This window comes from Burkholderia sp. WSM2230 (genome assembly GCF_000472445.1).
In the GTDB taxonomy this organism is placed as follows: Bacteria; Pseudomonadota; Gammaproteobacteria; order Burkholderiales; family Burkholderiaceae; genus Paraburkholderia.
Genome location: NZ_AXAJ01000012.1, coordinates 69,796 through 88,862, shown reverse-complemented (window position 1 = coordinate 88,862; position 19,067 = coordinate 69,796). Strand labels below are relative to the sequence as shown.

Annotated in this window: 20 protein-coding genes and 2 tRNA genes; 9 read left to right on the top strand and 13 right to left on the bottom strand. The window is 57.3% G+C overall.

Features of this window, described 5'->3' with window-relative positions; translation table 11 throughout:
* Nucleotide 1: 1 nt before the first annotated feature.
* Nucleotides 2–760 carry a hypothetical protein gene (locus A3AC_RS0121650; RefSeq protein WP_025601328.1) on the bottom strand — a complete coding sequence of 253 codons (759 nt, stop codon included), beginning with the start codon at nucleotides 758–760 and terminating at the stop codon, nucleotides 2–4.
* Between the two features lie 727 nt (nucleotides 761–1,487).
* On the opposite strand from A3AC_RS0121650, the gene A3AC_RS0121645 reads away from it, so the two are divergent.
* The 3 genes from A3AC_RS0121645 (at nucleotide 1,488) to A3AC_RS30520 (ending at nucleotide 4,069) form a co-directional block, all read left to right on the top strand.
* Complete coding sequence (locus A3AC_RS0121645; RefSeq protein ID WP_025601327.1) at nucleotides 1,488–2,636, top strand: site-specific integrase; 1,149 nt, start codon at nucleotides 1,488–1,490, stop codon at nucleotides 2,634–2,636.
* A gap of 180 nt (nucleotides 2,637–2,816) precedes the next feature.
* The gene (locus tag A3AC_RS30525) at nucleotides 2,817–3,218 is read left to right on the top strand and encodes a hypothetical protein (protein WP_156924655.1); all 402 of its coding nucleotides are present in this window, start codon (nucleotides 2,817–2,819) and stop codon (nucleotides 3,216–3,218) included.
* 470 nt (nucleotides 3,219–3,688) lie between these two features.
* On the top strand, nucleotides 3,689–4,069 hold the full coding sequence (locus A3AC_RS30520) for a hypothetical protein (RefSeq protein ID WP_156924654.1): 381 nt from the start codon (nucleotides 3,689–3,691) through the stop codon (nucleotides 4,067–4,069).
* Here the strand turns inward: A3AC_RS30520 and A3AC_RS0121630 are convergent.
* A complete protein-coding gene (locus A3AC_RS0121630; RefSeq protein ID WP_025601323.1) occupies nucleotides 4,053–4,784 on the bottom strand; it encodes a hypothetical protein in 732 nt (243 codons plus the stop codon). The genes A3AC_RS30520 and A3AC_RS0121630 overlap by 17 nt on opposite strands.
* A 16-nt stretch (nucleotides 4,785–4,800) precedes the next feature.
* Nucleotides 4,801–5,178: a hypothetical protein gene (locus A3AC_RS0121625; protein WP_156924653.1), complete on the bottom strand. Its 378-nt coding sequence runs from the start codon at nucleotides 5,176–5,178 to the stop codon at nucleotides 4,801–4,803.
* A 162-nt stretch (nucleotides 5,179–5,340) separates the two neighbouring features.
* Here A3AC_RS0121625 and A3AC_RS0121620 point away from each other — a divergent pair, with 162 nt between their 5' ends.
* The gene (locus A3AC_RS0121620) at nucleotides 5,341–5,586 is read left to right on the top strand and encodes a helix-turn-helix domain-containing protein (protein ID WP_025601321.1); all 246 of its coding nucleotides are present in this window, start codon (nucleotides 5,341–5,343) and stop codon (nucleotides 5,584–5,586) included.
* A 20-nt stretch (nucleotides 5,587–5,606) separates the two neighbouring features.
* Here A3AC_RS0121620 and A3AC_RS0121615 read toward each other — a convergent pair whose 3' ends face one another.
* Together A3AC_RS0121615 and A3AC_RS0121610 are read right to left on the bottom strand one after the other, a co-directional pair.
* Nucleotides 5,607–5,882, bottom strand: a complete 276-nt coding sequence (locus tag A3AC_RS0121615) for a hypothetical protein (protein WP_025601320.1) — start codon at nucleotides 5,880–5,882, stop codon at nucleotides 5,607–5,609.
* Nucleotides 5,879–6,103, bottom strand: a complete 225-nt coding sequence (locus A3AC_RS0121610) for a hypothetical protein (RefSeq protein WP_025601319.1) — start codon at nucleotides 6,101–6,103, stop codon at nucleotides 5,879–5,881. Before A3AC_RS0121610 ends, A3AC_RS0121615 begins: the two co-directional genes overlap by 4 nt.
* Nucleotides 6,104–6,337: 234 nt before the next feature.
* Between A3AC_RS0121610 and A3AC_RS29710 the strand changes: the two genes are divergently transcribed.
* Nucleotides 6,338–7,081: a toll/interleukin-1 receptor domain-containing protein gene (locus A3AC_RS29710; RefSeq protein ID WP_198018025.1), complete on the top strand. Its 744-nt coding sequence runs from the start codon at nucleotides 6,338–6,340 to the stop codon at nucleotides 7,079–7,081.
* 371 nt (nucleotides 7,082–7,452) lie between these two features.
* Here the strand turns inward: A3AC_RS29710 and A3AC_RS0121600 are convergent, their stop codons facing one another.
* The 3 genes from A3AC_RS0121600 to A3AC_RS30760 form a co-directional block, all read right to left on the bottom strand.
* Complete coding sequence (locus A3AC_RS0121600) at nucleotides 7,453–8,526, bottom strand: DUF3800 domain-containing protein (protein ID WP_025601317.1); 1,074 nt, start codon at nucleotides 8,524–8,526, stop codon at nucleotides 7,453–7,455.
* Between the two features lie 103 nt (nucleotides 8,527–8,629).
* A complete protein-coding gene (locus A3AC_RS30765; RefSeq protein ID WP_025601315.1) occupies nucleotides 8,630–9,037 on the bottom strand; it encodes a hypothetical protein in 408 nt (135 codons plus the stop codon).
* Nucleotides 9,038–9,227: 190 nt separating this feature from the next.
* Nucleotides 9,228–11,528 (bottom strand): DEAD/DEAH box helicase, encoded by a 2,301-nt coding sequence (locus A3AC_RS30760; RefSeq protein ID WP_025601313.1) that lies wholly within the window; start codon nucleotides 11,526–11,528, stop codon nucleotides 9,228–9,230.
* 299 nt (nucleotides 11,529–11,827) lie between these two features.
* Here A3AC_RS30760 and A3AC_RS0121585 point away from each other — a divergent pair.
* Nucleotides 11,828–11,901: transfer RNA gene (locus A3AC_RS0121585), tRNA-Gly, on the top strand.
* Between the two features lie 32 nt (nucleotides 11,902–11,933).
* Here the strand turns inward: A3AC_RS0121585 and A3AC_RS0121580 are convergent.
* The gene (locus A3AC_RS0121580; protein WP_025601311.1) at nucleotides 11,934–12,317 is read right to left on the bottom strand and encodes a hypothetical protein; all 384 of its coding nucleotides are present in this window, start codon (nucleotides 12,315–12,317) and stop codon (nucleotides 11,934–11,936) included.
* A 405-nt stretch (nucleotides 12,318–12,722) separates the two neighbouring features.
* Here A3AC_RS0121580 and trmB point away from each other — a divergent pair, with 405 nt between their 5' ends.
* Nucleotides 12,723–13,511, top strand: a complete 789-nt coding sequence (trmB, locus tag A3AC_RS0121570) for a tRNA (guanosine(46)-N7)-methyltransferase TrmB (RefSeq protein WP_025601307.1) — start codon at nucleotides 12,723–12,725, stop codon at nucleotides 13,509–13,511.
* A gap of 131 nt (nucleotides 13,512–13,642) precedes the next feature.
* On the opposite strand, the gene A3AC_RS0121565 is transcribed toward trmB, so the two are convergent.
* The 3 genes from A3AC_RS0121565 to A3AC_RS0121555 form a co-directional block, all read right to left on the bottom strand.
* Nucleotides 13,643–14,485, bottom strand: a complete 843-nt coding sequence (locus A3AC_RS0121565; protein ID WP_025601305.1) for an undecaprenyl-diphosphate phosphatase — start codon at nucleotides 14,483–14,485, stop codon at nucleotides 13,643–13,645.
* An 85-nt stretch (nucleotides 14,486–14,570) separates the two neighbouring features.
* Nucleotides 14,571–15,161 carry a DUF1439 domain-containing protein gene (locus tag A3AC_RS0121560; RefSeq protein ID WP_025601304.1) on the bottom strand — a complete coding sequence of 197 codons (591 nt, stop codon included), beginning with the start codon at nucleotides 15,159–15,161 and terminating at the stop codon, nucleotides 14,571–14,573.
* A gap of 56 nt (nucleotides 15,162–15,217) precedes the next feature.
* A complete protein-coding gene (locus A3AC_RS0121555) occupies nucleotides 15,218–15,538 on the bottom strand; it encodes a YkgJ family cysteine cluster protein (protein ID WP_084515542.1) in 321 nt (106 codons plus the stop codon).
* 242 nt (nucleotides 15,539–15,780) lie between these two features.
* Between A3AC_RS0121555 and hemN the strand changes: the two genes are divergently transcribed.
* Together hemN and A3AC_RS0121545 are read left to right on the top strand one after the other, a co-directional pair.
* Complete coding sequence (gene hemN, locus A3AC_RS0121550; protein ID WP_025601300.1) at nucleotides 15,781–17,166, top strand: oxygen-independent coproporphyrinogen III oxidase; 1,386 nt, start codon at nucleotides 15,781–15,783, stop codon at nucleotides 17,164–17,166.
* A gap of 105 nt (nucleotides 17,167–17,271) precedes the next feature.
* Nucleotides 17,272–17,356, top strand: a tRNA-Leu gene (locus A3AC_RS0121545).
* Between the two features lie 240 nt (nucleotides 17,357–17,596).
* Here A3AC_RS0121545 and A3AC_RS0121540 read toward each other — a convergent pair.
* Nucleotides 17,597–18,988 (bottom strand): amino acid permease, encoded by a 1,392-nt coding sequence (locus A3AC_RS0121540; protein ID WP_025601299.1) that lies wholly within the window; start codon nucleotides 18,986–18,988, stop codon nucleotides 17,597–17,599.
* Between the last annotated feature and the right edge of the window lie 79 nt (nucleotides 18,989–19,067).

Here is a 19,067-nt window from a genome sequence, read left to right as displayed (position 1 = left end):
CTTAATCCCCGTACGTATAGCAGGCGTCAAGCATCTTGCGTTTAATCGCGCGCCGATCGGACGCATGGAACAGCCGCTGGCGATTCAGGTTACGCCATTGGGTCTGAATATAGGCGCGACAAACCATTGCGGCCTGCCCGAGTTCGATCAGATAGTCAAGCTGTTCCATAGGAAGCACATGGCCCACGCGGTAGAGGTCGCAATCCTCCGAGCCATAGAACATGTGAGCCGCATTGATACTGCGAAGACCACCACCAAGCAGCAGCCGAATTCCGCTGTACGCCAGCTTCATGCGCTCTGCCGTGTCAATCGGCCGCGCCAGCAAAAACACAACCCGAAAGCGATGGGCGTCTGGCTTGTGGCTCAATGTCGTATAGATGAACCACCCGTAGTTCTGGAAGAAGTTGTGGGCCAAGACGTCGTCAATCGTTGGACCGGAGTCCACATCGACGGCCAGCACTTGCATGCACCGGAAATTACTGGGATGGCGATACCCACCCAACCAGGGACAAAAGGCAAACCCCGAACTTACTTCCTCGATGAAGTCTTCAGGGGCAAGCTCCCGATTCTTGAAGGTCCGCCCCGCGCGCAGCCACCCAGTCTCATCACCAAGTGGAATTTTGTTTTTGACGCGACGATTGATCGCGACCCTCAGCGACGCAATGGTCGACACAGCGACGGGTACGAAGGGAAGTTGCGCATCGCCAAACGCCCCGGCGATTTGATGCGGAGAACCCGCGTTGGACATGCTCGAAACCATCGTCAATCTCCATTAAATGAAGGAGCCGACCAATGATTCCCGAAGGGGCGAACGATACAGCGCACCATCGGCCAGCAACAGCGAACGATTCGAAAATCGTTCGCTAGAAACTGGTCCGAGGGCCTATTTTGCCTAACCATCCGGTCTCACACCGGACTGGCTTCCTTCTGGAAGCCCATGACGACGCACGTTACCTGTCGTCGGAGAGGTTATGGAATCCCGCGTCTGTATCCGCGTTCATGTCCCACGCTTGCACCGCTCACTCGAGCCAAGGTGGCAGACTACCGGATCGAGCCCCTGATTGTCAAATCACTTATCTGGAGCACCCCGTCAGAGAGGCGCGCGGGGTGTTCAATGAATGTAGATAAGTGTTTTTCCTGTGTTGTTAAAGCGGCGACTTATCTACGGCGCCGAAGAACCGGCGTCAACTACGACGATGAGTCCGCCCAATTCATTTCATTTATCTTTCAGCTCACCCCATCGGTGCGACTATCCCATTCGACCAGTGCGCGGGTGTTCATTGAATATGGATAAGTCATTCGTCTATGTTGATAAAGGGGCGTCTTGTCTGAGACGACCGGGGATCGTTGCGCCGCCGTCGATCGTTGGCCGCCACTCCATTCACCACGGAAAATATGCTGGCTGGCATGGGCGAAAGCTGTTGTCATACCCCGTCTCAGCCCGGATGGTGTTGCTCATCTATTACATTCCGCAAGGAGCAACCCACATGACACTCATCCGTCGAAACAACAGCAAAAACTGGTACTACCAGTTCCAGATTCAGGGAAAGAAGTTCTTCGGTTCGACCGGCACGCCGAACAAGACGAAGGCCGGACAGGTCGAACGTGAAGTCCGCAACCGGGCGCACAGCGAACGATATCTTGGGGATTCACCCGAGATCACAATCAAGGATGCACTGGAGCAGTACGTCGAATCGCGCAAGGGAACGGCCTACTACAGCGGCATGTGGTCGGGCATCCGGAAAGCGCTCGGATACAAGCTTCATTCGAAGACAAAAGCGAAGCTTCCCTGTTTTGGATTTCCGCAGGACATGAAGCTGCACGAACTGACGACGCGTGACTTCGAAGTCCTCGTCGCGAAACGCAAGGCCGAAGGCGACAAGCCCGCGACGATCAAACACGAGATTGGCTTGATACGAGCAACCATCAACGAGATGACGAAGCTCGGCTTCAAGGTGAATCGTGAAATCGTATTTCCCGCGCTTAAGACTTCTTATAGGCTTCGATATCTGGATTCCAGCGAAGAGTCGGCGTTATTGCTCGAACTCGATCCGGAGCGGCTTAGAAACGGTTTAAAGCCGTTAGAAACGCGGACACCGGAAATGACGCGGAATGTGCAGGACAACTACGACATCACGGTCTTCCTGCTGGATACGGGGTGTCGCTACTCCGAGGTTGCAAACATTCCCTGGTCGGCGATCAGCCTCGACACCTGCACTATCAGCCTTTATCGAAGTAAGGTCCGAAACGAGGATGTGCTGCACATGACTTCCCGTCTTGAGGCGATCCTTCGTCGCCGGTGGGATGAGCGCAGGCAGGGTCAACGATATGTGTTCGAAGATCGCACCGGCAACGAGCGCGGTTACAGCACGAAGTCAATCAAGAAGGCAATTGAGCGCGCGGGGCTGAATGATCCGGCAGCAGTTAAGGAAAAAGGCGGACGGGTCACCCTGCACACGTTCCGACACACGTTCGCCAGCAAGCTTGTGAGGGCAGGTGTGAGCCTGTACGAAGTGTCCGTACTGCTCGGACACAGTGATCCGAAAATGACCCAACGGTATGCTCACCTGAGTCCCAACGACGCGAGCCGCAAGGCCGTAAAAGTCATCGACTCTTTGCTGCTCAACCCCGCATAAACTCGGGGGTTTCGCGATTTTTGTGAGCAGAAATTTAGTACACTTTCCATATCTTATAGAAGGCGTACATAACCGGAATTATCGACATCGAGGTTCCGGGAATGTACGCTACTCAATTTTTCCGGCTTGCAGGCCATTGGCGAGCTGCTTAGCGTGACGTGCTTTTCCACCCTGGTGGGCATGAAAAAATTCCGGCCGACACAGCTTGGTATTTTGAATTTCAGCACGGACAACAATCTCGACACGGAACTTGCCATCATCACGCTCGCACATGCGATGAGCAATGGCTCCTTACCTCTCTATCCGAAATCGATCAAGATGTTCGCAGACCACATTGTTCAGCCTCTGAGCATGACGCTGCTTATCGCTGGAATTGACGTACCAAAACTCGTAACGGCTAAGAACATTATTTTCGACCGCTGCCTTCACAACGAGTTCGATACAAAACTTCCCGTCGTCACGCTTGCCCATGCGACCGAGCAATGCGTCTTCGCCGTTCCTCGCAAGGGCGATCAGGTAGCCGTCTTCCTCAAGGATGAGCGTCCAGATCCGGTTGAGCGTATCGACCGACATGACACCTAGCCGCTCCTCAATCTCCGGCCATGTTTTCCCCTCGTATAGACTTTCAAATCCCATATCGGCACCTCCAACAGCGTAGCGACAGGCACGCCGAATTTTCGGCACTATGACGCTACACCGAACCATCTATCATTTGTGCCCGTTCCACTCAGGATCTGGATCATCTTCCCACGCTAGTGCCCACTCTCGATTCGCCCACCTAGGATGAGTCAAATCGAACGGGCTGTCGAGCCCATGACGCGGGAGCTTGCGGTTATAGATAAACCCTGACACTCCTGCCTCACGCTTGCACTTCGCCACTTCATGGAACTGCGCCGTGCAATAGCGCGGTCCCTGCTCGAAGAATTCTGCGCCTTCTAGCGGCGAATCCGGCGTCCATATCTGCCAGACGTATTTGTACATGCGCGGATTCGGGTGTAGGTGGGTACCAAAAAACCAGAGCCCGGCCCCGCCTCGCCGCTTGAAGTCTTCCCGTGTCGGTCGAAGCATCAATGTTCTCCGTCTGTCTCGGCCGTGCTAATGTGGCTCCGCATCATGTCATAGAGCCGTCTGTTGTTTTCGATCTCAGCACGCACAACGATCTCGACGCAAAGTTTGCCATCATCACGCTTGCCCATTCGACCGAGCAATGCTGCCTTGCCATCCTTCGACTTCGCGGTGATATAGCCGTGGTCTTCGGCAATGGCATCCATTGGCGGTTGAGAGTATCGACCGACATCACGCCGATCCGCTCCACTACAATCGGCCATGATTTACCTTCGAAAAACTGTTCGAATTTCATATCCGGCCCGAATAACGGCCAACTGGCGCCGATGTGTTGGATGCGCTGCGGCGGCGTCATTTGTATTGATTGAAGTATGAAGCGCGCGGGCATTCGTCGAACTTTTTCCACAGCTCTGCCCTCTCCGCATCCCATTTCGCAGTTAGCATTTCGCGCTGCTCCTCGGACAAATCGTTCCACGCCGGATGATTCATCGGGTGCTGCTTCTCATGTTCAAACATCTGTTTCGACAGCGCACGGATTGGCGCCTCCTCGCGATCGAACTGAGCGATGCGCGCCTGATTTTCCCTATCTGGCGCTCGCCAATCTCCCACGTCATCTACATACCCGAATATCTTGGATGCGCTCAAGGCGAACGAGCAGAGAAACACGACGAAGACGCCGAAGAATGTCGGCGTCAGGAAGGTCAACGGATCATCGCTCAACGCTACGCTTCTGTCCGTATACACATACCAGATCGCTGCTGGAAGGCCCATCACCGTATCGAAGTAGGCGGTGAAATCTGCCTGCGCCTTTAAGCTAAACGGGAGAAAGATGATGTCTTGGAAGAGGTGATAATAAATCACAACGACCCCATACATGAGACACGCATTGAATACAACCTCGTTGCTCCAATAGCGCCGCTCGTTCTTATTCGTAGCAATGCCCTTTCTACGAACCGCGACATACAGGCCGCGTATCCCCAAGATGGGAAGCAGCACCATGACGGCGACCCAGAACACCGCCATGAAAGCGCGCCAGAGACGCTCAATCATTGCGAGCAAGCCGCTTTCCGAGTTATGCGACATCCTGTCCTTGTCTTTTTCAGTAGATCGCGTCGTATCCAGAGTACGTCAAGTAGTACTCCCATCGACCCGTGCGCTCCAGCATCCCGTCTTTGCACAACGAGTCGAGCGCCGCACTCAGATTGCTTTTGTCTTTAGGGTTCAGCCAGTCTTGGATATCGACCTCCCAGAAATCCGGCGTCATGCACGTCCCCGTATCAATCTTCCGCCAGCGGATGTGGTTGAGGATCTTCTTCTTCGTTGACTCATACGGGTCCACAACGGGAGCGGCGGTGACGGTTGCTTCGACACCCTTCAACTGCGGCTTCATTGAGGCAAGCACGTTCCGTAGCAGCGCCTCAAGTTGGCGCATCTCTTCCTGACCGGCACCCGTAATATTGATTTCCAGTTTGATCATCTGAGTTAGACCTCGCTCGTATTCGATCATTTCCTAGTGACCACCGGCGAGAAGGCGACACTGGCCTTCCGCATAATGTCACTTATAGTGCGTGTCACTATAGAGCGTGGCTATATAAAGGTCAAATCCATACCCTTCGTTGGTTGTTTTTGGACGCCAACGATGGATTACGACCCGCTAGAGTTGTTTGGAAAACGAGTGGTGGAGCTGCGAAAGGCGAAGGGCTGGTCGCAGGAGAAGCTCGCACTCGAATCGGGACTGGCGCGGTCCTACGTCGGCGGCATCGAGCGCGGCCAACGAAATATCGCGCTCTACAATATCTGCGTGCTGGCCGCGACCTTGGGCGTCGTGCCGAGCGAGATGCTTATGTTTGATCTCAGACCTTCGAAAACTGGGCGGCACAAGTAAATGCCGTCAGTGCATCATCGTCAGTATTCGTCCGGAAACAGCAGTGTCGTCATGCTGCGGTCTGCTTCGGTGATGATCCAGACACGTTTTCCAGCAATGTCGTAGCTCGACAGAATGCGCGCACCATGCTCGACCGCAAACCGGTTTGCCGCAGCGTCCTCGGGTGGCACCTTTCCCCAGTCGCCGCAGGCGTGACGTCTCAGATATGAAAAGGCCGCGATGCGGTGATGTTCAAGATGGGCGAAGACGCCGCGCGTCGCAACAACCTCGCCGATATGGAATAGTGGTGGCGTCATCCTTCGACCTTTTGATACGCGGACCATGCCGGTCTAATCAGCCCCGACGACGCCTCTTCAGATTCATACCCCGGCACGTCCTCAAGAAACGTCATCAGCTTGCCGTTAAACTGTTCGCGAGAAAGGTTGCTTCCGAAAACGTCGCGAAGGGTAGCGACCAGATCGCGGATTTGACCGTCAGTAAGGGGCGCGAAATCACGGTGGAATTGGATATCGTTCATGCGACGACTATCGGGGCGATGCCGCGCTTTGAGCAACGCGCACGCAGCCTCCAACGCCACAACGGCATATACTTGCGCCCTTGCTAGTCGCCGACAACCGTCCGGAGCACCGCGAGTGTATAGAGCAGAACCTTGCATCGCCGCCAAGCAGGTGCCTGCTAAGCCGATGAGAACAATCCGGCCTTCGCGGCGCGCTGCATGTTAAAAGAAGACAGACCGACCAGAGCAACACATATGGCAACAGAGAAGAAGACCAAGAAAGCGAAACCCGGCACGTTCGCCGATCGATTTTTGGCGAGATTGCGCGAGCTCACGAACGAAAACCGTGACATGATTACCAACAAGACGCTGCGCGAATCTCTTGGGTGGGACGACGATAGATATCAGCGCGTCAAACGGAATCTTGTCGCACAGCAGCTAGTGAAGGTCGGTCAAGGCCACAGCGGGCTGATCGGCATAGCCGATTCTTCTGCGGCGCCCGGGCCTACGCACGATGGCGGAATTCGTCCGTTGACGCTGTTTCTGTCCTACTCACATGCGGATGAGCAACTAAAGAACGAGCTCTTGAAGCACCTCGTTCCACTGCAGCGCATGGGTCTCATAAACGCTTGGCATGATCGGAAACTTAAGGCAGGCGACGATATCGACCACGAAATACTCGCACAGATCAGAAAAGCCGATATCGCGTTGTTTCTGATCAGCGTCGATTTCATTAATTCTGCCTATTGCCATGATGTCGAACTTAGCGAGGCGCTCGCTATGCATTCGCGCGGGGAAGTAACAGTTATACCGGTCGTGCTGCGAAGCTGCCTGTGGCAGCACACCGCTCTTAAGGATCTCCTCGCCCTTCCTCGCGATGGGAAGGCGGTAAAATCTTGGCTCGATCAAGACGAAGCTCTCGCGAGCGTCGCAGAAGGAATTAGATTAAAGGCCATCGAACTGCAGCAGGAGAAGCAACAGGCAAGTGGTCGCCCGTGAGACCACGCGAGTGTTGGACCGCTATGCCCGCCGTCCAGTCGATCTCCGCCCCGGTATCACCTCTGAGCATCGCGAAGCAGCCAAGATGCTCGCGCATTCGTGCGCGGCGGCACCTCCACTTAAGTCTGGGCGGAGTCAATGTTGACGAACACCGCCAGCAGATAGGCGACTACTTCGGTCATACACCGCCGCTTTTCAAGTTTAAGAAGCACGGCGTTCGGTGGACCGTCTGTTGATCTCCCAGACTGCACGTTTTCCTTCTGTCAGTTGTGGATGGGCACTCTCTGGTCGATGTCGGTCTGACTCTTCCGGCACGCGGGTCACCACTGGCAGTGTCGTGCCGTCGACTCGGAAAGCGATAGCCGAGCTGTTTATGTGTTCCGCCGCGACAGATAGTCAATCATGCGATCCACTGGATTGATACCTCCAGCCTCATCGGTGCCAAGTGCTTCAGGCGTCACATCAGTCGTCGGAATCACACCATCGAATATCCAGCGCAGCCCTCCTAGCTCACGGGTAGCAATGGCTAGTTCATCAAGTTCGCCAGCCAGCTTGCACCTATTGAAGTGATTGATAAGACCGGCGCAAAGATCAGCTACTTGGAGTTGCGGGTGGGCTCTTGAATCAGCTTGCGATAACGACGTCGCCCGCAGCGGAAAGCGAAACTTACGCCGGTCGTAACCGACGAGTACCGATTCCTCTTGGGACAGGGCCATCATATCGGTGAACTTCGCCTGCGAAGCTAGAATCGGTTTGGACGAATCGTGAACAACGTCGAACCTTTCCTCCTTTCTTGCTCCCCATGTCGCAATATGGCCAAACAATGCAGGTATAGCCGGATCGAGGGACTGCGAGTCTATTTCTTCACCGAACCACAGCGCGAACAATCGAGGTTCGGTAAAGTACATGAGATCCTTTTTAAACTTTTCGTTCGTCGAAGCCGTCACCATCGCTTTGCCCGCGTCGTAAAATGCAGAGATCTGTGCCTCTTCGCGTCGCCGGACAAGTTCAACGAACGACTGCAAGAACCGCTCAGTATTCTCCTCGCCGCAAAATGCTGGCATGTTGAAGTGCAGCATGTTGGACATGGCGATATTTGCGCCGCCCTTATAAAGATCCCCCCCTATCCGATGGATAAGCGTTTCGGCGATCAGGTCGACCATTTTCGTAACAACCATAAATCGCTTATCGAACACGTCCGCAACGACGCGGTTCTCATCGAGCCGCGGATCAGAAAGGAAACGGATGAGCTTAGCGATCCCCGCGCCTGATTTCTTAAGCGCCGCGAATTTTGGTTCTGCCCCTTGCGGCGACTGAACGTGCTCTAGCAGGGCCGCCGCCTCGTCTTTCGAAAAATCGTTAGACGCGAGAACGAAGAATGGTTGGTCTATGTCGAGTAGGTTCGCGCCAGAGTTTCCGGCTTCGTCACAATAGATTGTCGGCATATTCCGATTAAGGTCACTTCATCTGGCATCGTTAAAACGGGCGCACTTGTGGTGTCGCCAAGCTGCGCGATAGTGAAGTACGCGCGCACGGCGCGATGCCATTCTATGGATACGTTCTGAACGGAAGGTCGTCGGCTTTCGCCTGACCTGGTGTGGCGAGCCACTGCCACAGCTGAGCCTGCGTAAGATTACCCTCGCATACGCGGAGCAGCGCCTCGCCCAAGTCATGGCTTTCAACTACGCTCAATCGGCCGCATGCATTGATTACGCTCGGCACACTCGGGTCAACGCCCGGATGGCATAGCGTTACGCAAAACGCTTCCCTATAGCCATGAATCTCTGATGCGGCCAAAACCTCTACTGCCGAATTGTAATCAACCAGCTTGTCATTCACTTTCGATTTCAATTCCAAAATCAGGGGCGGCGACTCCGCGAGTTCGAGAAGGTAGTCGGGAGCTCCCGTTACGGCCTTATCGTCCAAGCGGCGAAACCGAATGTTCAGCAACTGCATGGCTATTTCGAATGCATTCTCAAACGCAGTGCCTCTTGATGTGTAGTACGTGTCCACTTGATGCGCGTGACGGCACCGCTTTGCGCGGATTGCGTGGCGCTCTGCGGTCCGCTGGCGCTGTTGTTGTTTCCATTGTCTCGAAGCATCACGCAACCAGTTCGCCTTCGCATGTGGCGACGGCTGAACCTTCTCAAACACACTGCATCTGACCTGATCTGCTTCCTGTGTTCCCAACATAAGTTGATCCAGCGATGTGAACCCGCGCAACCGCAGTCCAAGTATCTCGGTACGCGTCAATGCGAAGGGTGCTCCTCGCATATTCAACCAAGTCATCCAAATTACGTCGTCTGGTAGTCCTTCGGCGGTGCGAGTTGCCAAACGGCGGATGTATCGAGGGAGCTTTTCGAAGATTTGCAAGGTCCTTGTCCGGAATCGAAAGATATGGAGGCGTCACTGCGCCATGCGCCCTGACATCTGTAGCCGCTTCTATGATGGACGCGAGGCCCTGCAAGATCCAACATAAATTTCGGAACATGTCTCGCAAGTTTCCGGCGCTCAATGTTTCGAACGAGCTTTCCAAATCCCGAAGCGTCGCACCATTGATCCAATCCACGGTGATTTTTGCCGCGTTGATCGGATCCGGATTTGCTTGCCAGACAGGCTCAATGAGCTCTGTTTTATAGGGTTCGGCGTTTATCAGGAACCGGTCACCCAACTGGTAGGGCAGGATTCTTGTCTTTTTTTCGCGTTGCCCGTTCCGAAATTCCGGAGAACTGAAGCAAGCGGCGACAGTCAGGAACGCTAGCTTGTCCGGGTCTCCTGTCGCCCCGTGAGAGGGAAGATAGCTGGATAGCATTGGCGCTTGCCGAGTCATATGGCGTATGAGTACTATCCCCGTTTCCGGAAGTAGCCCCGAGTGTGCGACCGCTTTTCCTAATTGCGTTGCAACGAGGCGCCCTGAACTCGCTTCAAGAAGCAGAGTCTCTCGCAACAGGTAATCTATCGACTGTTCTAACAACTGTGACCAAGAAGAAAAGGCGGCGTTATTCCGATCCTCTTCTCTTAATCCGCTCAAAGTCGATTTAACGAGTCTCTCCACATCCGATCTCGATGAGCAGAGTCCAGATGCAACTAGCTGTAGTGCGAGTTGATCAAACCGGCTCGGACTAATCCTTGACTCTAGTAGCGGCAAACTACCGAGATCGAGATATTGGCGCGCCGCGCGCGCTTGCTGCTCCTGTGGCGCCAGAAAAATCACACGGCCGTGCTCATGTTCAAAACCCATGCGCCCCACACGGCCAGCCATATTGTGGAACTCAGCAGAGGGGATCGGCTCACGTCGACGTTGATCGCTATTCCAGCGTTCCCACGCAATGATCGCAGCTCCCAGCGGGAAGTTGACGCCCGCGGCTAAAGTCGTCGTGGCGAACACAACATCGAGCTTCCCATCGAGAAGATGTTGCTCAATAACTGACCGTTCCTCCTCGGTCAGATCGGCGCTGTGAACGGCAAATCTGAAGGGCAAATACTGCGCTAATAGTGTATTGGCAGAAGTTGCTGGGAACGTGTCAAATGCGAGGGACATCTGACCTGCGACACCGTTCGAGACTGATTTGAAATGGCCGTCAGCCAAGTCATAGGTCTGCTTCCGGCTGGTGCAAAACACTATGATTGGACTTGGAGCTGGTCTTTGCCGCAACAGGCCGGCCAAAATACTTAGCAGGTCAAATCGAACTCCCGCGTCGTGCGCTGCCTGCGTGATGGTTTCGGGGGATCCCGTTTCGACGGAAAAGACGCCCGCACCCGTCCAGCACTCGTATCGCAACTGCTTCTCACGCCGGTGCTCAGAAACCAACGTTACGTCGAGCCAGTGAGCAAGCTCTTGCGCGTCCTTTGCCTGTAGTACCGCTGAAAGACCAACAAATTGCTTCCATTCGGCGTTGCGCAATAATGTGAGCAAGACTTCGACATTCTGCCCGCGGTGCTCGTCGCCGATTAGCTGGATCTCGTCGCATACGACGACCGTTGAACTCATGTCAGACGGTACGCCACTGGCCGATAGCAGCGCGAGATATTTCTCGTATGTCGCGACGACCAACGGCGCCTGAAGCGGATTTCTGGGTACGCTCCCGTCTGCCGCTTCAACGTAGTCGCCAGTTGCAATCACCAGAGACGTTGGGTCACTGCCAAGATGGCTGTCAATCAGTAACGAGCGGAAATCATCGAACTTCTGCCTCGCAAGCGCCCGGTGGGTAAGCAAATACACTGTTCGACAGTTCTGCTCTAGTCCATGTGCGATAGCCCAAAGCGCAACCTGCGTTTTCCCCGTAGACGTTGGGGAAACAACCAATACGCTTTCCCCTCGCCCGACGCCCGCGCTAAGCGCTGAAAACTGTGAATCCGTCAGCGAAACTCCGTCGCCGTCGCGAAAGACGAGCGACTCAAGGGTTCTCGCCGAGAGCCCATGGTTTTCCGGGAGCTCGAATTTCATGATGGTCTCTCTGTTTGGTTTTTCTCGAAGTATGCCGGGGCATTACTTCCGTTAGGTTTTTGTTAAGTTATGCCGCGCGTGCTCGGCTGATCATCGCATAGTTATAGTCTAATCAATGGGAGCGAGCAATTTTTCCCTACATGCGCCATGTGAGCCCGACTGGCAGGAGAGCTAGCACGTTGGCGAAACGGCGAGATGCCGATGCCAGTAAGAATTTCCGAAGTGCATACACTTTTCACGCCACTGAACAGGATTGCGGCTCCACAAATCGCTGAAACCCCTGTAAAATAGCGTGCTCTGCGGGCGTCGTATAATGGTAATACCCTAGCTTCCCAAGCTAGAGCCGTGGGTTCGATTCCCATCGCCCGCTCCAGCATCTCCCTCACGCATTTCCTTTCCGCAAGCTCAAATCCACCGGTTAGCCCGCCACGCCAACCGCGCGGATGCCGCATTGTGATAGCGGCCAAGAATATATCGAATACCGCCGCGGCACTCATCCACTGCATTGCCGAATGATCCGATGCCGTCCGGATTCAATTCGTATTGCGACGGCAGCAGTTGAAAAAGCCCACGCGCGCCCGACCTCGCATTGCGCAGATTGACCGCGCCACCCGACTCCTGCGCCATCAGCCACAGCAGGTCGTTAAATTGAGTCAACGGCACGCGCTCAGTCAGCATTGCTTTACGAAGCGCATGAAATGATGAAGCCGGAACACGGGTTGGCTCAATCGCGGTCCAACCGGTTTTTGCTGCTTTTGCCTCGCGGTGATTGTGTGCGTGCTGACTCATAACGGATATTCGCGTGAATTAATCGTTAAAAAGAATTGGCTTACAGAACGATTAAATCACATCAACGGCGACTTCCGTTATCGGAACGTAATGCCAGCGCTTTCGCCGTCGCAGCGAGGTACGCGCTGTCTGGACGCACCCTTTTGCGTTGTGCTACCTTACGCGCACTTGCAACGCCCGCTCCGCCTTACTGCTGAACCGTCGGCAGAAACCAAGCACGAGCCGCCTCCACGAAGGCGGCTTTTTTATAGCGGCGCTGCTCCGCGTGGCAATCGGGCACAAGCCGCCTGCCGACGTGACGATTGGCGCATGAGCAGAGCCGGCGCCGCGTCGTGATGATAGGCGCCTGATGCACGTAACACGCCGCGCCGACCGCGAAGCCTTCACCTTGTAGCAGCATCGACCATGATCCACGACCCAAACGACGCCGGCTTGCCCGACGACCTTCCGACCATCTCCAGCGAAACCGACGCTCATCCAGCGCAGGCCGCTGCGTCGCAGGACGAGGCCCTGCACCGGCGGCGCATCCGCAGTTTCGTCACGCGCGCCGGGCGCGTATCGACAGGCCAGCGCCGCGCGATGGACGAGCTCGGCCCGCGCTTTGTCGTGCCGTTCGCGCCGCAGCAGCCCGACTGGAATGGCATCTTCGGCCGTGAAGCGCCGCGCGTGCTGGAGATCGGTTTCGGCATGGGCGCGACCACTGCCGAGATCGCTTCGCACCGTCCTGGCGACGATTTTCTCGGCGTCGAAGTACACGAACCGGGCGTCGGCGCATTGCTGAAGCTGATGGGCGAGCAGGCGCTCACCAACATCCGCATCATTCAGCACGACGCGGTGGAGGTGCTCGAGCAGATGATCGCGCCGGACAGTCTCGACGGCGTGCACATTTTCTTTCCCGATCCGTGGCACAAGGCGCGCCATCACAAGCGCCGCCTGATTCAGCCGAAGTTCGTCGCGTTGCTTGCATCGCGTCTGAAGCCGGGCGCCTATCTGCATTGCGCGACCGACTGGCAAAACTACGCCGAGCAGATGCTGGAAGTGCTTAGCGCGGAGCCGTCGTTGCAGAACACGGTCGACGGCTATGCGCCGCGGCCCGACTATCGCCCGGTGACGAAATTCGAACGACGCGGCCTGCGGCTCGGCCACGGCGTTTGGGATCTGGTGTTTCGCAAGCGCGAAGGCGAACTCGGGTAAGCGGAAAAACGGTGACGCCGCAACAGCGTGCGCAAAAAGACACGCGCGCAAAAACAGAAAGGTCCGCTCATGTCGCCAGGTAAGCGGCAGGCGGACCTTTTTTCATCGCGCTGAAAACCAGCGCGGCAGACTCAATCTGCCCAGCTGAGCGCGCCGCTATAGCCCACCAGCAGAATCAGCAACCCGAAGCCGATGCGATACCACGCGAACGCAGTGAAATCGTGCCCGGCGACATAGCGAAGCAGCCAGCGCACGCACAGAAACGCGCTGATAAACGCCGCCACGAAGCCCAGCGCGAAAACACCGAGCGCGTCGACGGACAAGGTATGCCAGTCCTTGTACAGCTCGTAGGCGGTCGCGCCGAACATGATAGGAATCGCGAGGAAAAACGAAAATTCCGTGGCCACGCGCCGGTCCAGACCAAACAGCATTCCGCCGATGATCGTCGAGCCGGAACGCGACGTGCCGGGAATCAACGCAAAGCATTGCGCCAGACCGACCTTCAGCGCGTCCATCGCGGTCATGTCGTCGACATTGTGCACGCGAGCCACCTTGCTTTCGCCGGCTTGCCCGCGCTGGCGCGCCTCGGCCCACAGAATGACCACACCGCCCACCACGAGCGCGAACGCAACCGGCACCGGCGAAAAGAGCGCCGCCTTGATGGACTTTTCGAGCAGCAGCCCGAGCACGACCGCCGGAATGGTCGCGATGATCACATTGAGCGTGAAGCGCCGCGCGTCTGGACGGCTCGGCAAGCCGGTCACGACAGTGGCGATGCGGCGGCGGAATTCCCAGCACACCGCGAGAATCGCGCCCAGCTGAATCACGACGTCGAAGGTCTTCGCGTGTGCGTCGGTGAAGTTAAGCAGACTGCCTGCAACGATCAGATGCCCTGTACTCGACACCGGCAGAAATTCCGTCAAGCCTTCGACGATGCCAAGAATCAACGCCTTGCAAGCCAATAACCAGTCCATCCGTGCCCCTCATCGCTATAGATTCGATTGTCGGAACTGACACGGCCAGCGCGATGAGGCGCGGCCCTGCCGGCCGCGCACAGCGTCACTTTTCGACGATTTGCACGCGTATACCGTTTGTAAGGATGGTGATTGTACCGGGTTCGTAGTTCACTCCGGCAAATTGCAGCTGTTCGGGCTTGAACGTGTAGATCGGGTAATTGCTCAGTAGCTGAGTCGCGAGCACGGCGGCCGCCGAGTTGATCTGCTGCGTGTAGGCCTGCGCCTGGCCGCTCACGCTCACGTTGTCCACGTTCGGCGATTTGAGCACGACGGACTTGCTCGCGGCGTCGTAGGCGAGTTCGCTCGACAGTGTGAAGACGCCGTCCACCGGTTGCGGCATGAAGGGGCTCGCGAGGTGCGCGTCGAGCTTCACGGAGACGCGGTTCGCGTCCGGCAAAAAGCCGACCACCGGATGGCTGAGCGCAACGTCGAACACTTGTGAGACCGTGCGCTGATACGGAAATTTCCGCTGCACCGCGTCCTGCACCTGCTGCTGCGAGAACGTGTAGTGAGACGGAATGAAGGGAAAAGTCGACGTCGCGCATGCGCTGAGCGAGACCACGCCAAGCGCGCTCGCGCCTGTCAGCGCGGCGAGCAGAAAACGGCGCCGGGCCGGCGCCACCAATCGAGCCATACAGTTTCTCCAATCGACCACGGTTGAGGCCTTATCTCTCTGTCAAAGCGCTTGCTTCATTCGACGCCCGGCTGTGTCCGCACTTCGAGCTGCGTGAGCCACAGAAGCGCCTCGTCCCGATTCGTCCCACACATCTCCGCCTGCGGCTGCAAGCCCGAGCAGCAGGCGGGCCTCTCCGGCCGACCGAAGATTGCACAACGCAAGTCGTCGCCGAGTTGCACGCAGCGCACGCCCGCCGGCTTGCCGTTGGGCATCCCCGGAATCGGACTCGAAATGGACGGCGCGATGCAGCACGCGCCGCAATCCGGCCGGCATGCATGATCCGCCACATTGAACACAGACTCGCGTTTTGCCACGCGACCACAGGCATCACTCACAACACACTTCCTGAATTGAACCAGAGCGCCGGGGCGCCAGACCGGCATTGTGCCACTGTGTCGCGTGCGACCTTTTTACACAATGGCGCGCGCGACGGTTTCCGTACACTGACTTCAACTCAAGGCCACCCTCAGGAAGCGCCCGCGTTCTGTATGCGGTTTTCCCGCGGTTCGCAGCGAAACGCGGCACGACGAGCACGACCGGCGCCTCTCTCACGGCGGCCATCCATGACGAGCCCCTCATGACCACCGCCAATTCGCTATTTCGCCCCGACCTGCTCGCCAAGTACAACGCGAACGGCCCACGCTATACGTCCTATCCAACGGCCCTTCAGTTCCGCGACGATTTCGATTCTGCCAACTATCTGCGCGCCGCGGCCGATCCCAGCGCTTCTGCCACGGACCTCTCGCTGTACTTCCATATCCCGTTCTGCGACACCGTGTGCTTCTACTGCGGCTGCAACAAGATCGCGACAAAAAACCGCGCGCATGCGCGCCCTTACGTCGAGCGGTTGAAGCGCGAAATTGCCTTGCAGGCAGCGTGTTTCGATACGCGCCGGCCGGTGTCGCAATTGCATCTGGGCGGTGGCACGCCGACCTTCATGTCGAACGACGAACTCGCCGAGTTGCTGAGCGCAGCCCGCGAGCACTTCGCCTTCGTGTCCGACGATGAGGCCGAATATTCGATCGAGGTCGATCCACGCGAAGCATCGCCCGAGACCATCGCGCATTTGCGCAAGCTCGGCTTCAATCGCCTGAGCCTCGGCGTGCAGGACTTCGATCCGCTCGTGCAGCGGGCTATCAACCGGATTCAGCCGCTCGACATGACCGCCTCGGTCATGCAGGCCGCGCGGCACGCGGGCTTTCATTCGATCGGCGTCGATCTGATCTACGGGCTGCCGCATCAGACCGTGGAGAGCTTCAGCCGCACACTGGACACGATGATCGAGCTCGCGCCCGATCGCCTGTCGGTGTTCGCGTATGCGCACATGCCGCAGCTCTTCAAGATGCAGCGCCGGATGGATGCGGCGACGCTGCCCTCGCCTGCAGTGCGTCTCGCCATCCTGCAGCGCGTGGTGGAGCGCCTGACGGCGGCGGGCTACGTCTACATCGGCATGGATCACTTCGCGCTGCCCACCGACGAGCTCGCGCGCGCCCAGGCGCAGCGCACGTTGCATCGCAACTTCCAGGGCTACAGCACGCGCGCCGAATGCGATCTGATAGGCTTTGGCGCGTCGTCGATCGGCAAGGTCGGCGACGTCTACGCGCAGAACGCGAAAGAGCTGCCCGCCTATGCGTCCGCAATCGATGCCGGCAAACTCGCGATCACGCGCGGCGTACGTCTGAGCGCCGACGACCGTCTGCGGCGCGACATCATCACACAGTTGATGTGCAATCTGGAGTTGCGCTTCGACGAATTCGAAGCGGTGTACGGTATCCGCTTTGCCGATACGTTCGAGCCCGAACTCGAGCGCTTGCGCGGCTTCGAGCCAGACGGCCTCGTCTCGCTCACGAACCGGAAGCTCGAAGTGCAGACGGCCGGGCGCATGCTCGTGCGCAACATCGCGATGGTGTTCGACCGCTATCTCGGCCAGCAGACGCTCGAACGGTTTTCGCGCACGGTTTGAACCGGCAGCGATGGCGGCTGCAGGCGGCTTGCCCGTCGCCGGATTTTCGGCCATAATCTGCGTCTTCGCCGCGCGAGAGCTTTAGACGCGTGCGCTGCAAGATCTGCCCAGGTGGTGAAATTGGTAGACGCAGGGGACTCAAAATCCCCCGCCGCAAGGCGTGCCGGTTCGATTCCGGCCCTGGGCACCAAACATTCATGCAGTTAGTCGCAAGAAGTCAGTCGAAAGACGAATCGCAAACCCGCGCTAGCCGAACGCTTCGCGGGTTTTTGTTTTGCGTTTTTTGTCGTTTTTTGTTTTAGCGGCTGCATACGCGGAAGTCACATGGCAAAAGCCGACACGCGGCACTTCCGAAAACAAAGACGGCCGATGCGAACAGCGGCAACGGCAACCCGCCGCGCCGCCCGACTTACCCGTCAGCTTCAAACCCTCAGCTCTGCCGCCCAACCACACGCCCAGCGCCATGCGTCGCCGCACGCCTGCGCTTGAACGCATACCCCACCCACATCACCACAAGCCACGCCGGCACGAGCATCACAGAAACCGACAGGCCCGGCGTCATCGCGAGAATGACGAGGATCAGCGCCATGAAGGCGAGGCAGATCCAGTTGCTCACGGGAAACCAGAACGACTTGAACACGAGCGTCTCGCCCGCGGCGACCATCGCCCGGCGCGACTTCAGATGCGTCAGGCTGATCAGCGCCCAGTTCAGGACCAGCGCGGCCACCACGAGGGCCATCAGCAGGCCGAGTGCTTCTGCGGGAATCAGGTAGTTGATGATCACGCACGTGAACGTGGCGAGCGCCGACAATCCAATCGCCATATAAGGCACGCCGCGCCGGTCGACCTTCATCAGCGCGCGCGGCGCATTGCCCTGTTCCGCGAGACCGTAAAGCATGCGGCTATTCGCATAGACGCCGCTGTTGTACACCGACAGCGCCGCCGTCAGCACCACCACGTTCAGCACGTTGGCGGTCAGCGTCGACCCGATCTGCGAAAAGATCATTACGAAGGGGCTGCCGCCGGCCGCCACTTCATTCCACGGATACAGCGAAAGCAGCACCGCGAGCGAGCAGATATAGAAAATCAGAATCCGGTAGATCACCTGATTCACGGCTTTCGGAATGCTCTTTTGCGGCTCGTCGGCTTCCGCCGCGGTAATGCCGATTAACTCCAGCCCGCCGAACGAAAACATGATGACGGCCAGCATTGTGAAGAGGCCATGAAAGCCATGCGGGAAAAATCCACCATGGCTCCAGAGATTGCTGATCGACGCCTGCGGTCCGCCGTGGCCGCTAAAAAGCAGATAGCCACCGAACACGATCATGCCGATCACGGCCACCACCTTGACGATCGCAAACCAGAACTCCGTCTCGCCGTATGCCTTGACGTTCGCGAGGTTGATCGCGTTGATGCCGGCGAAGCAGACGAGAGCCGAGACCCACGTCGGAACGCCCGGCCACCAGTAGTGAACGTACGTGCCGACCGCCGTCAATTCGGCCATGCTGACGAGCACGTACAGCACCCAGTAGTTCCAGCCCGACAGGAAGCCGGGAAAGTCGCCCCAATACTTGTACGCGAAGTGGCTGAACGAACCCGCCACCGGTTCCTGCGCGACCATTTCGCCCAACTGGCGCATGATCATGAAGGCGATGATGCCGCCGATGGCATAGCCGAGAATCATCGACGGACCGGCGGCCTGCAACACGCTCGCGGAGCCGAGAAAGAGGCCGGTGCCGATGGCGCCGCCCAGTGCAATGAGTTGAATATGGCGATTCTTGAGCCCGCGCTTCAGGCCGTCTTGCTGTGGTGCATTGTTCAAATTACGCCCCAGTGTATGGATTTCCGATCGCCCGACCAGACTCGTGGTCCGCCCCGGCAGAACCCGAAATTTTATCGCG

Bases quoted from the DNA above. Each gene is read 5' to 3' on its own strand.
- hemN (WP_025601300.1), top strand. From the start codon at position 15,781: ATGACCACCGCCAATTCGCTATTTCGCCCCGACCTGCTCGCCAAGTAC.
- A3AC_RS0121620 (WP_025601321.1), top strand. From the start codon at position 5,341: ATGGATTACGACCCGCTAGAGTTGTTTGGAAAACGAGTGGTGGAGCTG.
- A3AC_RS0121600 (WP_025601317.1), bottom strand. From the start codon at position 8,526: ATGCCGACAATCTATTGTGACGAAGCCGGAAACTCTGGCGCGAACCTA.
- A3AC_RS0121610 (WP_025601319.1), bottom strand. From the start codon at position 6,103: ATGAACGATATCCAATTCCACCGTGATTTCGCGCCCCTTACTGACGGT.
- A3AC_RS30525 (WP_156924655.1), top strand. From the start codon at position 2,817: ATGAAAAAATTCCGGCCGACACAGCTTGGTATTTTGAATTTCAGCACG.
- A3AC_RS0121645 (WP_025601327.1), top strand. From the start codon at position 1,488: ATGACACTCATCCGTCGAAACAACAGCAAAAACTGGTACTACCAGTTC.
- A3AC_RS30765 (WP_025601315.1), bottom strand. From the start codon at position 9,037: ATGCAGTTGCTGAACATTCGGTTTCGCCGCTTGGACGATAAGGCCGTA.
- A3AC_RS0121625 (WP_156924653.1), bottom strand. From the start codon at position 5,178: ATGATCAAACTGGAAATCAATATTACGGGTGCCGGTCAGGAAGAGATG.
- A3AC_RS0121580 (WP_025601311.1), bottom strand. From the start codon at position 12,317: ATGAGTCAGCACGCACACAATCACCGCGAGGCAAAAGCAGCAAAAACC.
- A3AC_RS0121650 (WP_025601328.1), bottom strand. From the start codon at position 760: ATGGTTTCGAGCATGTCCAACGCGGGTTCTCCGCATCAAATCGCCGGG.
- A3AC_RS0121630 (WP_025601323.1), bottom strand. From the start codon at position 4,784: ATGTCGCATAACTCGGAAAGCGGCTTGCTCGCAATGATTGAGCGTCTC.
- A3AC_RS0121560 (WP_025601304.1), bottom strand. From the start codon at position 15,161: ATGGCTCGATTGGTGGCGCCGGCCCGGCGCCGTTTTCTGCTCGCCGCG.
- A3AC_RS30760 (WP_025601313.1), bottom strand. From the start codon at position 11,528: ATGAAATTCGAGCTCCCGGAAAACCATGGGCTCTCGGCGAGAACCCTT.
- A3AC_RS29710 (WP_198018025.1), top strand. From the start codon at position 6,338: ATGGCAACAGAGAAGAAGACCAAGAAAGCGAAACCCGGCACGTTCGCC.
- A3AC_RS0121565 (WP_025601305.1), bottom strand. From the start codon at position 14,485: ATGGACTGGTTATTGGCTTGCAAGGCGTTGATTCTTGGCATCGTCGAA.
- A3AC_RS0121615 (WP_025601320.1), bottom strand. From the start codon at position 5,882: ATGACGCCACCACTATTCCATATCGGCGAGGTTGTTGCGACGCGCGGC.
- trmB (WP_025601307.1), top strand. From the start codon at position 12,723: ATGATCCACGACCCAAACGACGCCGGCTTGCCCGACGACCTTCCGACC.